This is a genomic window from Bradyrhizobium australafricanum (genome assembly GCF_020329495.1).
Lineage (GTDB): Bacteria > Pseudomonadota > Alphaproteobacteria > Rhizobiales > Xanthobacteraceae > Bradyrhizobium > Bradyrhizobium australafricanum.
On sequence record NZ_JAGKJL010000007.1, the window covers coordinates 45,108 to 59,163 of the forward strand.

A 14,056-nucleotide genomic window follows, 5' to 3' on the forward strand; every position below is an offset into this window, starting at 1 on the left:
GGTTAACCCGGGCCGCGCCGACGATATGTCACATATGAGAAGTCGGCACTGTCGTCCGGGCCTGCCGGATTTCGCACGCGCGCCACCTCGTCCCACAGCTGCGCATCGATTTTGTCGAACCGCGTCTCGCCGTCCGGCCGGGCATGGACCTCGGTGATCTCAAGGCGATCGGCGGTGCCCATCCATTGCGCGTAGATTTCCGCGCCACCGATGACGGCAATCTCAGTGGCGAAACGCCGCAGCGCGTCGCCAAGCGCAATGGCGCGGGCGTTTTCAAACGACGTCGTGACGATGGCGCCGCGCGCGCGGTAGTTGGGATCGCGCGTCACCACGATATTGGTGCGGCCCGGCAGCGGCCTGCGCAGGGATTCGAAGGTCTTGCGCCCCATCACGACGGGCTTGTTCAACGTAATCGCCTTGAAACGCTGCTGGTCGGATTTCAGCCGCCACGGAATGGCGTTGTCGCTCCCGATCACGCCGTTCTCGGCGACCGCAACGACGAGCACGATCTCCATCAGCGCGCCCCTTCCGCGAGAGCCGACAGCGCCTCGCCGGAGACGCGGCAAATCGTCCATTCGTCCATCATCTCGGCGCCGAGCGACTTGTAGAACGCGATCGACGGCGCGTTCCAGTCGAGCACCGCCCATTGCAGGCGCGACCAGCCATTGGCGAGGCATTGCTTCGCCAGATGCACGAGCAGCGCCTTGCCGATGCCCTTGCCGCGCAGCGCCGGACGCACGAAGAGGTCTTCGAGATAGATGCCGTGACGGCCGGCGAAGGTCGAGAAGTTGACGAACCAGACCGCGAAGCCGGCAGGCTCGCCGTTCCATTCCGCGATGTCGCAATAGAGCCGTGGGTTGGCGCCGAACAGCGCCTCGGCGATATCGGCCTCCCTGGCGTGAACCTCATGCAGAAGCTTTTCGTATTCGGCGAGTTCGCGGACCAGCGAGAACACCAGTCCGGCCTCATCGGGCCGCGCGCGGCGGATCGTCAGCGACATTCAATCCCTCGGACCGCAACTCATACCGCGACCTCGGCCTTGATGTGCGGATGCGGGTCGTAACCTTCGAGTTTGAAGTCCTCGTAGCGGAACGCGAAGATATCCTTCACGTCCGGATTGATCGCCATCGTCGGCAGCGGCCGCGTCGGCCGCGTCAGTTGCAGGCGCGCCTGCTCGAGATGGTTCGAGTAGAGGTGCGCGTCGCCGAGCGAGTGCACGAAATCGCCGGGCTTGAGCCCGGTCACCTGCGCGACCATCATGGTGAGCAGCGCATAGGAGGCGATGTTGAAGGGCACGCCGAGGAAGACGTCGCCCGAGCGCTGATAGAGCTGACAGGACAATTTGCCGTTCGCGACATAGAACTGGAACAGGCAATGGCACGGCGGCAGCGCCATCTTGTCGACCTCGGCCGGATTCCAGGCGCTGACGATCAGCCGCCGCGAATCCGGATTGCGCTTGATCATCTCGACCACGCCAGCGATCTGGTCGATGCTGCGGCCATCCGGCGCGGGCCACGACCGCCATTGCGAGCCGTACACCGGACCGAGGTCGCCGTTGGCGTCGGCCCATTCGTCCCAGATCGTGACGCCATTGTCGTTGAGATATTTGATGTTGGTGTCGCCGGCGAGGAACCAGAGCAGCTCGTGCACGATCGCCTTCAGCGGCAGCCGCTTGGTGGTCAGCATCGGGAAGCCGGCCGCGAGGTTGAAGCGCATCTGATGACCGAAGATCGACAGCGTCCCGGTGCCGGTGCGGTCGTGCTTCTCGGCACCGTCGGCGAGGATGCGTTCGAGCAGGTCGTGATACTGGTTCATGGCGTCTGTTTCGGGCTTTCGAGAGAACGGCCAATCTAGCGGCCAAGGCCGCCGGTCGGCACGCTGATTCGGCTGAACGCGCCGATTATACCCTGAAAAGTGAGCACTCCGCGCCAAACGACAAGGGGCGGAACTCGCGTCCCGCCCCTTTCCTATCCACTTGATTGTACTGGATTAAGTTGCCGGCTTGAGCACCGGCGTCCATTTCGCGATCTCGTTCTTGACGAGGGTCGCGAGCGCCTCCGGCGTGCGGTTGGCGGGCGCCGGGATCACGCTGCCGAGGTCGAGCAGGCGCTTGCGGACATTCTCATCGTCAAGCGCCTTGATGGCCGCGGCATTCAACGTGGCGATGATGGCGGGCGAAGTTCCCTTCGGCGCGAAAATCGCGTTCCAGGCCTGGGCCTGGAATGCCGGCAAGCCGGCTTCCGTCGTGGTCGGCACATTGGGCAGCGACGGGTTGCGCTCGGGTGTGGCGACCGCATAGGCCTTGATGGTGCCGGCGTTGATCTGCGGCACGGCGTTGACGATCTGGTCGCACATGTAGTCGACCTGGCCGGCGACCAGCGCATTCATGGCCGGGCCGGTGCCGTTGAAGGGCACGCCGACCGGCTTGACGCCGAGGATCGAGTTCAGGAGCTCGCAGGAGGCGTGCGAGACCGAGCCGATGCCGGCATGCGCGGCGTTGACCTTCTCGGCATTGGCCTTCACGTAGGCGACGAATTCCTTGAGGTCCTTCGGCGGAAAGTCCTTGCGGGCAAGGATCAGGATCGGCGTGCCGGCGAGCAGCGCGACGGGCTCGAAATCCTTTTCCGGGTGATAGGCAAGCTTCGGATAGAGCGGCACAGAGGCGGCGTGCGTGCCCATATGCCCTGTAATCAACGTATAGCCGTCATTGGCGGCGCGTGCGGCGCGCGTCGTCGCGGTGGTGCCGCCGGCGCCGACCACGTTCTCGATCACGATGCTCTGTCCCAGCGTCTGCGCCATGTGCGCGGTGACGATGCGCGAGATGACGTCGGTCGGGCCGCCGGCTGCGAACGGCACGATCATGGTGATGGTGCGGGTCGGATAATTTTGCGCAGACGCCGGCATGGCGAATGCGCCGAGCGCGACAAATGCCGAAAGGCACGCGCCCGCAAGCGAGCGAATGGACATCATCTCAATTCCTCCCGGAACGTTTGACCAATAAAAATGCCGGCCAAATCGGCCGGCATTTTCATTTCACGGGACGACATTGAGTGTCGATTCGACTTCCGCCTGCGGCGCGCCGACGCAGGGCCGGCGCTCCCTGTTTGAGCATGATCTATCCGGAAAACCGCTTCACACTTTTCCGGATCATGCTCTAGCCCTCGGACTCCACGAACACTTCGTCGCGCTTGGCCCGCAAGGTCGGCAGCACGGCAAGCACCAGGAGACCGGCCGCGATCGCCAGCAGCGCCGCCGACAGCGGCCGCGAGACGAACACGCTCCAGTCGCCGCGCGAGATCAACAGCGCGCGACGCAGGTTCTCCTCCATCAGCGGGCCCAGCACCATGCCGAGCAGCAGCGGTGCCGGCTCGAAATCGTGCTTGATCAGCCAATAGCCGACGAGGCCGAACACGCCGGCGAGCACGACGTCGACCGGCGCGTTGTTCACCGAGTAGATGCCGATCGCGCAGAACACCACGATCGAGGGGAACATCAGCCGGTACGGCACGCGCAGCAGACGGACCCAGATGCCCACCAACGGCAGGTTGATGATGATCAGCATCAGATTGCCGATCCACATCGAGGCGATCATGCCCCAGACCAGATCGGGCTGTTTCTGCATCACCTGCGGACCCGGCACGATGCCGTGGATGGTCATCGCGCCGACCATCAGCGCCATCACCGCGTTCGGCGGGATGCCGAGCGTGAGCAGCGGGATGAACGAGGTCTGCGCCGCGGCGTTGTTGGCGCTTTCCGGCGCCGCCACGCCCTCGATCGCGCCGCGGCCGAACCGCTTCGGATCCTTCGCCAGCTTCTTCTCCAGCGTATAGGCCGCGAACGAGGCGATCACGGCGCCGCCGCCCGGCAGGATGCCGAGGATCGAGCCAAGCACGGTGCCGCGCAGGATTGCCGGCGTGGAATCCGCGATGTCCTTCCTGGTCGGCATCAGGCCGGTGATCTTCTGCTGCACCAGGTTGCGGTTCATCTCGGCGCCGTGGTCGAGGTTGCGAATGATCTCCGCGAAGCCGAACACGCCCATCGCCACGGTGGCAAAGCCAAGACCGTCGGCGAGCTCGGGGATGTTGAAGGCCATGCGCGAGGCGCCGGTCTCGATGTCGGAGCCGACCATCGACAGCAACAGGCCGAACACGATCATCGCGATCGCCTTCAGCACCGAGCCCTTGGCGAGCACCACCGCAAAGATCAGGCCGAGCACCATCAGCGAGAAATACTCAGCCGGGCCGAACGCCAGCGCGAGCTTGGTCAGCGGCGCGCCGAGCACGGCGATCAGCACGGTCGCGACGCAGCCGGCGAAGAACGAGCCGATCGCGGCGATCGCCAGAGCCGGGCCGGCGCGGCCCTGCTTGGCCATCTGGTGGCCGTCGAGCGCGGTGACCACGGAGGTCGCCTCGCCCGGAATATTGACCAGGATCGAGGTGGTCGAGCCGCCATATTGCGCGCCGTAATAGATGCCGGCGAGCATGATCAGCGCACCGACCGGCGGCAGGCCGAAGGTGATCGGCAGCAGCATGGCCACTGTGGCGATGGTGCCGATGCCCGGCAGCACGCCGACCAGCGTGCCGACCAGTGCGCCGATCAGGCACATCAGAAGGTTGATCGGCGAGAATGCGACCGCGAAACCGTGGGCGAGATTGGCGAACAGTTCCATCACGCCCTCACTGGATCAGGAAACGCGGGAACATCGGCATCGGAAGTCCCAGCACATAGGGGAAAAGCAGCGCGCAGCCGAGGGTCAGACAGGCGCCGACAATGATGGCCTCGACCAACCTCGTCTCCTGCGAGCCCATCGCCGCGATCATGAAGGCGGCAAAGGCGGAGACCACAAGCCCGAGTGGCCGGATCGCCAATGCGAAGAACACGATTGCGGCGGATACGAACAACGGGCCGCGCCAGGAATAGGCCGCGATATGCGGGCCATTCTGCAGAACTCCCATCAGCGCGACACCACCGCCGAGCAACAGCAGCAGCACGGCGAACATGCGCGGCGCGGTTCCGGCGCCGAACGAAAATCCGTGCATGCCCTGCAAATCGCTCGAGGCCCACAAGGCAAACAGCGCAACCGCCATCATGGCGAGCCCGCCGACAAAATCCTGCGGACCGCGCACCCATTTCGGCAAGATCGATTTGACCGGCGCCTCGCTCGGCGTATCGCTCATGACTTCGCTTCCCCCGTCAGGGCTGTCCCGCCCGTTTTGATTGAATGGCTTGGTTTGTGGTGCGTTGACCGAAAGCCTTGCTAGCGATTTTCGTCAGATAACGCCAGCGAAACCCAAGAGGCCTCCGGCCAGCAACATCCACAAAGGGTTAATCCGCGTCGCAAAAGCAAGCGCGGCCGCGACAATGGTGATCAGGACCGCGATCCAACTTTGGTCTGAGGTCTGCGCCACGATCAGGCCGGAGGCCGCCATCAGACCGATCGACAGCGGAACCAGTGCCGCCTGGATCATCGCCGGCCAGCGCGCCTCGCGCGAGCGATCGAGGAAACGGCTCACATAATAGGCAAGCAGCGCGGTCGGTCCGCACATCGCCACCGTCGCGGCCAACGCCCCGGCGACGCCTGCGACAGAATAGCCTATCAAGGTCACGATCAGCACGTTCGGCCCCGGCGCGAGCTGCGAGATCGCGAATACGTCGGCGAACTGCTTGTCGGTCAGCCAGTGATGCACGTCGACGGCGGCACGGTGCATTTCGGGAATCGCCGAATTGGCGCCGCCGACCGCAAACAGCGACATCAGGCCGAAGGTCCAGACCAGCGCCGCGATCGGGTTGGACTCCGAGCTCATGCCCGCACCATGCGGCGCGCCAGGACCGTCGTCGCAATGCTGAGCGGGATCGCCACCAGCAGCACGATCTGGAGCGGCCAGCGGATCAGTCCGATCGCGACGAAAACAGCAGCCAGAATGACGAGGCCCGTGACATCGCGCCGCTTCAGGAGCGGCATCATCATCTTGAAGACGACGGCGAACAGCAGCCCGACCGCGGCGCAGGCGACGCCGGCGAGCGTCCGGCGCAGTACGTCGACGTCGCCGTAACGGGCATAGAGCGCGGCAAGGATGGTCGCGATCACCATCGGCGGCCCGACCAGCCCGGCGAAGGCGGCGAGCCCGCCGGCTATGCCGCGAAAGCGCGAGCCGAATACGACCGACAGGTTGACGATGTTCGGACCTGGCAGGAAATGGCACAGCGCGAAGGTCTCGTTGAACTCCTCCGCGGTCATCCAGCGGTGTTGCTCGACGATCGCGCGCCGGGCCCAGACCAGAACCCCGCCAAAGCCGGCCAGCGACATCTTGGCAAAGGCCAGGAACAGCTCGAGCAGGCCGGGCTGGTGGGGCGGCGATGGTACGGGGGCATCCGGCGCCGGGGCGGCAACCGGCGGAGATTCCGGGGGCATGGACGAAACCTAGAACGCCGCCGGGACAGCGCCAAGACCTTGGCCAGCCCCAAATCGGCGGGTTTTCACAGCCGAAAGGACCTGAATCGGCTCTGTTTTTCTAAGACTTTGCCGCTATATTGGGGGTGCCGGTTCGCCGGCTATGGAAATAAATGACCGTCGCAATAAACCATTCGGACCCGGGGGCGGTACCCGGCGCCTCCACCAAAACCCATCCGTCGCGGTGGCTTTCGGCGGGGGCGAAATAGGATCGACGAGGGCGTAAAGGGCGTGTTTTTTCTCGGTATGGTTCCGCCGACATCGGGCCAATGCAATAGTTGCCAACGACAACTTTGCTCCGGTTGCTCAGGCTGCGTAACGCAGTTTGAAAGACCATCTTAAAGTCCTAGCGGGTTAAGCTCCGCTAGGCGGGGTTCGGAGGCACCTGGCAACAGAAGCCTCCACTTCATCCCTTGTTTCCCAATCGGGCGTCCGCGCGCATTTCAGCTGCCAGCCCTGCTGATTTCCGGCTCCCGGCGGGGTAGCATGGCGAAAGGGCGAGTCGGACGGGTCCGGCGCCGCCCAGGCGCACATTTTCGAAGCGACAGGATCACCATGGCGACCGATCACATCCGATATGACGTGCTGGCGCGCGATGCGCTGCGCGGGGTGCTGCGCCGGGTGTTGTCCGACGCCGCCGAACATGGCCTGCCGGGCGAGCATCATTTCTACATCACCTTCCTGTCGCACGGCGACGGCGTGAAGCTGTCGCCCCGGCTGCTCGCGCAGTATCCGGAGGAGATGACCATCATACTGCAGCACCAGTTCTGGGATCTGGTGGTGACCGAGGATCGCTTCGAGGTCGGCCTGTCGTTCGGCGGGATTCCCGAGCGGCTGACCGTGCCGTTCGCCGCGGTGACGCGCTTCCTCGATCCGTCCGCGCCGTTCGATTTGCGCTTCGATGTCTCGGACGCACTGTCCGAAGAAGCCCCTCCCGCCACCGCACCGGCCTCTCCCCTGCCCGCCCCTGCGGCCGAGACCGAGAGCGCCGAGACCGAGCAGGAGCCCGCCAAGCCCAGCGAAGGCGCCGAGGTCGTGCGGCTGGACCGCTTCCGCAAGAAATAATCTAAGCGTAGATCACGCCTCGCCCTTGTAGGATGCTTGCCGGGATCGGGATGACAAATCGTCATCCCGGCCTACCTTCTGCATGAACGTGCCCTTCACGCGGACGCTGTCGCGTTGCCGCGCGGGGCCACGTTTTGATGACGCAACGGCAAGCATCCACGGAAAGCATGATGGCTCGATCGACGATCCCCTCCAAGGCAAAGACCCGCAGCGAGACCGACAGCTTCGGTCCGATCGACGTTCCCGCCGACCGCTATTGGGGCGCGCAGACCGAACGCTCGCGGCAGAATTTCAAGATCGGCCACGACCGCATGCCGATCGCGATCGTCCATGCACTCGGCATCGTGAAGCTTGCGGCCGCGGAGACCAATCGCGAGCTCGGCCAGCTCGATGCGCGCCGCGCCGGCGCCATCATCCGCGCAGCCAAGGAAGTGATCGAAGGCAAGCTCGACGACAATTTCCCGCTGGTGGTCTGGCAGACCGGTTCGGGCACACAGAGCAACATGAACGTGAACGAGGTGATCGCCAACCGCGCCAACCAGAAGCTCGGCGGCGAGCTTGGCGCCAAGAAGCCGATTCATCCGAACGATCACGTCAACATGAGTCAGTCGTCGAACGACTCGTTTCCGACCGCGATGCATATCGCCGCAGCGAGCCGCATCGTCGCCGATCTGATTCCAGCACTCACCGAACTGCTTCGCGCGTTGCGCAAGAAGGAGAAGGCGTTTGCCAAGATCGTCAAGATCGGGCGCACCCACACCCAGGATGCGACGCCGCTGACGCTCGGCCAGGAATTCTCCGGCTACGCCGCGCAGGTCGAGAGCGGCATCGCGCGGCTGCGCGTCGCGGTGAAAGATCTGTTTCCGCTCGCGCAGGGCGGCACTGCCGTCGGCACCGGCCTCAACTCGAAGCCGCGATTTGCGAAAACCTTCGCGCGCCACGTCGCCAAGATCACCAAGCTGCCGTTCACCAGCGCGGCCAACAAGTTCGAGGCGCTGGCTTCCAACGACGCCTATGTGCTGGTGCACGGCGCGATCAACTCGGTGGCGACCGGCCTGTTCAAGATCGCCAACGATATCCGCTTGCTCGGCTCGGGCCCGCGCTCGGGCCTCGGCGAGTTGATCCTGCCCGAGAACGAGCCGGGCTCGTCGATCATGCCGGGCAAGGTCAATCCGACCCAGTGCGAAGCCATGACCATGGTCTGCTGCCAGGTGTTCGGCAATCAGACCACGATCACCGTCGCCGGCAGCCAGGGCCATTTCGAGTTGAACGTGTACAAGCCCGTGTTGGCATACTGTATGATAAATTCCATTCAGTTGCTGTCTGACGTTGTCCGCTCATTTACCGAGCATTGCGTTGTCGGAATACGCGCCGACGAAAAGCGCATCAACGAACTGATGCAGCGCTCGCTGATGCTGGTCACCGCACTCGCACCGAAGATCGGTTACGACAACGCGGCCAAGGTCGCCAAGTCGGCGCATGCGCGCGGAACGACGCTGAAGGAAGAGGCTTTGCGGCTCGGATTTGTTTCCGCGGATGAATTTGATCGCGTCGTGCAGCCGGACAAAATGACACACCCGGGCTAAAGCGAAGCGCGCATTGTCCGGATAATTACGGTCAGCGCGCGTGATATAATTATGGATCATAACGCCTAAAGACTAAGGCGCGTTACCTATGAGCTCTGCGCTGGCGCATGGTACAGACGTCTAGTTTTCGCAGAGCGAAACGGATTCTTTGATGCTATCAGAGCATCAAACGGGGATTCGGGATGGATATCGAGCCGGGCGCGTAGCGCAGTTGCTCTTGCTTTCGTCACGATGCATCACCAATTCCGCTCTGGGGACGATGAGGACGACGAGCATGGGCGACGTGGTCAACTTGAAACGATTCAAGAAGCGCGGTGAGCGCGAACAAGCAGCGAAGCAGGCCGAAGCCAATCGTGCGCTATTCGGTCGCACCAAATCCGAACGAGCGCGTGACGAATTCCTCGGCGAGCGCAACGCGCGTGTGCTCGATCAGCACCGCATCGAAAATGGAGACGCATCATGAAGTCTCCCGTCGTCAAGCGCTCGATCGTCGTCGCCGGACACAAGACCAGCGTCAGCCTCGAAGAAGCCTTCTGGAATGGCATGAAGGAGATTTCCGGTCTGCGGAACATGACGCTGTCGGAGTTGGTCGGCGAGATCGACAACAACCGTCAGCAGGGCAATTTGTCCTCCGCGATCCGGCTGTTCGTGCTCGACTACTTCCGCTCGCGCGCCACGCCGGCGGTGCCCACGGATGTCAGGCCGCAACAGGTTGACACGCGTCAGCAGGCCTGACCGCCTCTCCGACCGTCGCCACCAGTAGACGGTCGTTCCGCTGCGCGGGCTCAGCATGAAGGTCAATCGGATCGTCGCGAACGTTGCCGCACCGGACACAGCGGCAGCGAAGTCGTTCTATCGCGACGTGCTTGGCCTCGAGCCACTGATGGATTTCGGTTGGGTTGCGACTTACGGCTCATCCGAAACCATGCAGGCTCAAATCAGCTTCGCTTCCGAAGGTGGCTCCGGCACGCCGGTGCCTGATCTCTCCATTGAGGTTGACGATCTCGACGAGGCCCTGCGCCGAATGAAGGCAGCCTGCATCGCGATCGAATACGGACCGGCGGACGAGCCGTGGGGCGTGCGGCGCTTCTTCGTCCGCGATCCCTTCGGCAAGCTGATCAATATTCTCCAGCACCGATCATGAGCCAGCGCTTCGTTTGACGCGCTTTCTTGACGCGAACCGGTGCCCACTTCGCTTGAAAGCGCGTCTAGTTCTGCACCGCCGGCCGCTGCGGTGGATTGGCGACCTGCGGCGTCAGCGACAGCGGCGGCCGCAGCGGCTTCGGCCTGGCCGCGCCGGGCGCCGGCTTGACCTCGATCGGCGGCGGCAGCGGCGCCAGCTGCGGCTGGCTCGCAAGCGACGCGGGCGGCGCAATGGCGGGTGCGGTGGCGACCGGCGGGACAGTCGGCGGCCGCGGCGCAACGATCTTCGGCTTTGCCGGCACGCGGCGCGGGTCAGGGCCAGGCCCCGGCGAGTTGGCGGAAGGCACTCCTGCCGAATTCGGGTTGGATGCATCCGGCGCCGGCTCGGCCGGATGCGGAAGGGCCGTTTGGGTCGGCGGCGGCACCGGTTCGCCGCGCTCGATGGCGTCAAGCCGCTTGGTCTCCCGATCGATCGCGCGCACCGCAAGCCACGACGACAGCGCCGCAATGTCGATACTGCGCGATAATCCGTCGGGCGTGCCCACGGCAAGCAACTGGATTTCCGGTCGGCTGTTGGCCGTGCCGACCTGCGTCGATGCCAGGGCGGCGCGGATGTCGGCCTGGTCGGCCGGAATGTCGTAGCCGCCGGATACGGTCGCATTGGCACCGTTCGCCGCGAGCGTGGTGGCGCCGACCCGGAGGCGGCCGTCGCGGATGTTGAAGGGGATTTGCGCCGAAGCAATCGACAGCGCGCCGCTCGCGAGCACCGGTTCGACGATCTGCCGCAGCCGCGTGTCGTCGGTCGCCTGCCCGGAATCGCTGGCGCGGATCGCAACCTCGAAGGCGCGCGGATCGAGGCCCGGAAGGCTCAGCCCCTCCAGCGTCACGGTGCCGCTGCCGGACAGCGCGCCGGTCAACGCCGAGGCACTGCGGCCCTGCGTCAACAGCGTCATCTGCATCGAGGCGCGTCCCTTGGGCATCGCGAGACTGCGGTAGCGCAAGGCTGAACTGTCGATGCCGGACAGCCGCACATTGGCGCTGAGCGCAAGTCCGTTGGCGCCCTGTCGCGCATCGATGGTGGCGGTCGCCTCGCCGCCGCCGATCTTGCCCTTGATGCCGTCGAAGGTCAGCGACTGCCCATCCGACCTGATGGTGCCGCTGACCGGCTGCAGCTCGGCGCCACCCGGCAGCAGGCCATGCAGCGCTTCGAACGTGACCTTGCCGCGCCAGGCGCTTGTGAGGCCCTGGCCGAGCGGCTCCGTCGCATCGTGACCGGCCGCGCCGATCGCGGCCGCGAAAATCGGCGCCAGCGTGATCTGATCGAGACCGACTTCGCCGTCGACGCTTTTCTGATCGGCGAGTGTCAGCGCCAGATGACCGCGCAGCCGTGAACCGGCGATGATGCTGTCGAGATCGTCGAAGGTCAGCTTGTCGCCCGCGAGCGTCAGCTTCGACGACAGGCGGATGTTTGCGACCGGATCGGCTGGCTTCAGATTGAGCAGCGGACTGATGTCGGCGCTGCGGACGCGGAGGCTGATGCTCGATTTGCCCGCGTTGGCCCCGTCCTTGGTCCAAGGCTCCGCGGTCCCTTCGGCATCCACGTCGAGCCCTGCGCCCCAGAGCCTTGCCTTCAGCCGCAACGGCGCGCCCCACGCGCCGATCGCCGTGCCCTCGAATTGCGTCGAGCCGGCACCGGCTGCGACCGCATGGTCAAGCCCAAGCAGCGCCAGCAAAGCATTGCCATCGCCTGCCGAGAATTTCGTCTCCGCTGCAACCTCGTTGCGGCGAAGTGCATCGAAATCCAGCGCACGGATTGCAGCCACCTGCGGCGTCGCCGAGATCACCGTGTTGCCTTTGAGCTGCGGCGTATCGAGATCGAGCGTCGCGCGCGCGCTGACGCGATCGGCCGCCTTGCCCTTGCCGAGGTCGAGCGCGAGCCTGGCGCGAACCGGGCCGGCATCCGCGCGGAGCACGCCAAGCCGCGCGGCCAGAGCCGGCGCGAACGGCTGAACCACAGCGGTCAGCCGGCCAAGCGACGCGGCGGTCGCGTCGACCGCGAGCTTGCCGGTCGAATTGGCGCGGTCGAAATTGCCATTGCCGTCCAGCGTGACGTTGTCGGGCTGGCCGATCTTGACGCGCTCGAGCACGATATTCTTCGGGCTATAGGCTATCTTCGCCAGCAGCGGCCGCAATTCCTGCCCGGAAGAGACCGCGCGCCCGACGTCGAGCGACAGCTGCGCCTCGTCGGGCCATTCGCCTTGCGGACCGGCCAGCGAGCGGATCAATGCCGCGGTCGCGTCGAGATCGAGCCGCTCCGCCTTCAACTGCGCCTCGACCTTCGAGCCGCTGGTCGCCTCGCGGTGCGTAACCGCGACGCGGCCCTCGAGCGTGCCGCCCTCAATCTCCGCCTTCATCGCGTCGATCGAGAAGCCTGATGGCGACACCATGACGTCGCCGCGCAAACGCAGCGGCCTCTGGCTGCGATAGGTGGCGTCGCCGCGCCCCTGCAGCCAGGTCATCAGCGCGTCGGGATCGGACGATTCGATGTTGAGCGCGGTCTTGAAGCTGTTCGCTGTTCCAGCTTGCGCGCTGGCACCGCTCATCGAGACACGCGTGGATCCCGGCGCGCGAAATTCCAACCGGCGCACCGTCCAGGATTTCGCATCCGATCGCAGTTCCGCCGAGATGTCCTGCAACGGACGGCCGCCGAGCATGATCTGCTCGGACGCCAGCTCCAACTGCGCCGGTATCGGGCTTTGCGGAAGACCCGACAACACCGCACGCATGGCCGGCAGCACGCGGACCGGCTCGACATTGCCGTTGTTGCCGTCCTTGGCGCTATCCTTGGCGGCGAACTTGTCGCCGTCGAGCTGCCGCGCCGTAAGCGTGGCGCGCAGCAGCGGCGACGCACCGAAACGCAGATCGCCATTGCCGGCGAGCTTCAGCGCACGGTCCTCGGCGCCATAGCTCACGTCGATCTGGTCGAGCCGCGCCGCCGAATAGTCCGATTTCACCTTGGCCGCGATCCGCCATGGCGGCGCATCGCCGCCGCGCTGACCGGGCGCACCCGCCAGCGTCAGCGTGCCCTCGAACCGCGGCGCGCGGGCCTCGAAGGTCAGGATGCCTTCGAGATCGGCCGACACCGGCCGCTGCCCGGGATCGACGCTGAAGTGCAGGCGGGTGCCGCTGCCATCGGCGCTTTGCCCCGAGGAGACCCGAAACGGGTAGCGGTTGCCGTCGAACATGAAGTTGCCGTCACCGCGGATCGCGCCGGCAAGCGAGCGGACGTCGCCGCTGAAGGCAATGTCGTTCAGCTCGAGCGTGCTGCGGCTCGCGGCATCATGCAGCGCGATGCGGCCGGTCAGGTTGAGCCGGTCGATCGCCAGCGAAGCGAGGTTGAAGCTCCCGCTCGACGGCGACCAGTCGATCCGCCCTTTCGGGTCGAGCCCGAGATCGAGCGACGCGCCGTTGATGGTGAGCTCGTTCGCACGCCACTCGCCGCGCATCAGCGAACTCAGACTGAACTCCACGTCGAGATTGGCGGCCCGGACCTTGCCGAGGTCGTTGGCGCCGCCGACGGTGACCGTCTTCAACCGCAGCGAGGGTGCCGGCAGCAGCCGCGCGTCGAGATTGCCGGCGACGCGAATCGGCACGCCGATGATCTTGGACGCCTCCGCCTCGAACTGCGGCCGGAACTGGTTCCAGTCAACGAAATATGGACCGACCAGCGCCGCGACCAGTGCAAGAATGAAGGCAATTGCCAGGCCGAGCAGCGTCGTCTGCACGGTGTCTCCCTTTGAGCCAGCTCCGG

Annotated in this window: 14 protein-coding genes and 1 other RNA gene; 6 read left to right on the forward strand and 9 right to left on the reverse strand. The window is 65.1% G+C overall.

Annotated features, from left to right (window positions below; genetic code table 11):
• Nucleotides 1-2: 2 nt before the first annotated feature.
• From J6525_RS08620 to J6525_RS08655, 8 genes are all read right to left on the reverse strand, one after another.
• Entirely contained in the window at nucleotides 3-515 is a 513-nt protein-coding gene (locus J6525_RS08620) for a dihydrofolate reductase (RefSeq protein ID WP_225643624.1), read from the reverse strand.
• The gene (locus J6525_RS08625; protein ID WP_225643626.1) at nucleotides 515-1,000 is read right to left on the reverse strand and encodes a GNAT family N-acetyltransferase; all 486 of its coding nucleotides are present in this window, start codon (nucleotides 998-1,000) and stop codon (nucleotides 515-517) included. The genes J6525_RS08620 and J6525_RS08625 overlap by 1 nt, the downstream gene beginning before the upstream one ends.
• Before the next feature lie 20 nt (nucleotides 1,001-1,020).
• A complete protein-coding gene (locus tag J6525_RS08630) occupies nucleotides 1,021-1,815 on the reverse strand; it encodes a thymidylate synthase (RefSeq protein ID WP_028332488.1) in 795 nt (264 codons plus the stop codon).
• 174 nt (nucleotides 1,816-1,989) lie between these two features.
• On the reverse strand, nucleotides 1,990-2,970 hold the full coding sequence (locus J6525_RS08635; RefSeq protein ID WP_092089948.1) for a tripartite tricarboxylate transporter substrate binding protein BugD: 981 nt from the start codon (nucleotides 2,968-2,970) through the stop codon (nucleotides 1,990-1,992).
• Nucleotides 2,971-3,154: 184 nt separating this feature from the next.
• On the reverse strand, nucleotides 3,155-4,669 hold the full coding sequence (locus J6525_RS08640; protein ID WP_225643628.1) for a tripartite tricarboxylate transporter permease: 1,515 nt from the start codon (nucleotides 4,667-4,669) through the stop codon (nucleotides 3,155-3,157).
• 7 nt (nucleotides 4,670-4,676) lie between these two features.
• Complete coding sequence (locus J6525_RS08645; protein WP_225643630.1) at nucleotides 4,677-5,177, reverse strand: tripartite tricarboxylate transporter TctB family protein; 501 nt, start codon at nucleotides 5,175-5,177, stop codon at nucleotides 4,677-4,679.
• 93 nt (nucleotides 5,178-5,270) lie between these two features.
• Nucleotides 5,271-5,804, reverse strand: coding sequence for a chromate transporter (locus tag J6525_RS08650; RefSeq protein ID WP_092088612.1), 534 nt, complete (start codon nucleotides 5,802-5,804; stop codon nucleotides 5,271-5,273).
• Nucleotides 5,801-6,412 (reverse strand): chromate transporter, encoded by a 612-nt coding sequence (locus tag J6525_RS08655; RefSeq protein WP_225643638.1) that lies wholly within the window; start codon nucleotides 6,410-6,412, stop codon nucleotides 5,801-5,803. The genes J6525_RS08650 and J6525_RS08655 overlap by 4 nt, the downstream gene beginning before the upstream one ends.
• An 89-nt stretch (nucleotides 6,413-6,501) precedes the next feature.
• On the opposite strand from J6525_RS08655, the gene ssrA reads away from it, so the two are divergent.
• The 6 genes from ssrA (at nucleotide 6,502) to J6525_RS08685 (ending at nucleotide 10,246) form a co-directional block, all read left to right on the forward strand.
• Nucleotides 6,502-6,857, forward strand: a transfer-messenger RNA (tmRNA) gene (gene ssrA, locus J6525_RS08660).
• A gap of 149 nt (nucleotides 6,858-7,006) precedes the next feature.
• Nucleotides 7,007-7,516, forward strand: coding sequence for an SspB family protein (locus tag J6525_RS08665; RefSeq protein ID WP_092088616.1), 510 nt, complete (start codon nucleotides 7,007-7,009; stop codon nucleotides 7,514-7,516).
• Between the two features lie 167 nt (nucleotides 7,517-7,683).
• The gene (gene fumC / locus J6525_RS08670) at nucleotides 7,684-9,102 is read left to right on the forward strand and encodes a class II fumarate hydratase (RefSeq protein ID WP_225643641.1); all 1,419 of its coding nucleotides are present in this window, start codon (nucleotides 7,684-7,686) and stop codon (nucleotides 9,100-9,102) included.
• Between the two features lie 274 nt (nucleotides 9,103-9,376).
• Nucleotides 9,377-9,565 (forward strand): DUF4169 family protein, encoded by a 189-nt coding sequence (locus tag J6525_RS08675; RefSeq protein WP_016841076.1) that lies wholly within the window; start codon nucleotides 9,377-9,379, stop codon nucleotides 9,563-9,565.
• Nucleotides 9,562-9,837 carry a ribbon-helix-helix domain-containing protein gene (locus J6525_RS08680; protein ID WP_024580116.1) on the forward strand — a complete coding sequence of 92 codons (276 nt, stop codon included), beginning with the start codon at nucleotides 9,562-9,564 and terminating at the stop codon, nucleotides 9,835-9,837. Before J6525_RS08675 ends, J6525_RS08680 begins: the two co-directional genes overlap by 4 nt.
• Nucleotides 9,838-9,892: 55 nt before the next feature.
• Nucleotides 9,893-10,246, forward strand: coding sequence for a VOC family protein (locus J6525_RS08685; RefSeq protein WP_076824248.1), 354 nt, complete (start codon nucleotides 9,893-9,895; stop codon nucleotides 10,244-10,246).
• A 64-nt stretch (nucleotides 10,247-10,310) separates the two neighbouring features.
• On the opposite strand, the gene J6525_RS08690 is transcribed toward J6525_RS08685, so the two are convergent.
• Entirely contained in the window at nucleotides 10,311-14,030 is a 3,720-nt protein-coding gene (locus tag J6525_RS08690; RefSeq protein WP_225643643.1) for an AsmA family protein, read from the reverse strand.
• Nucleotides 14,031-14,056 lie beyond the last annotated feature (26 nt).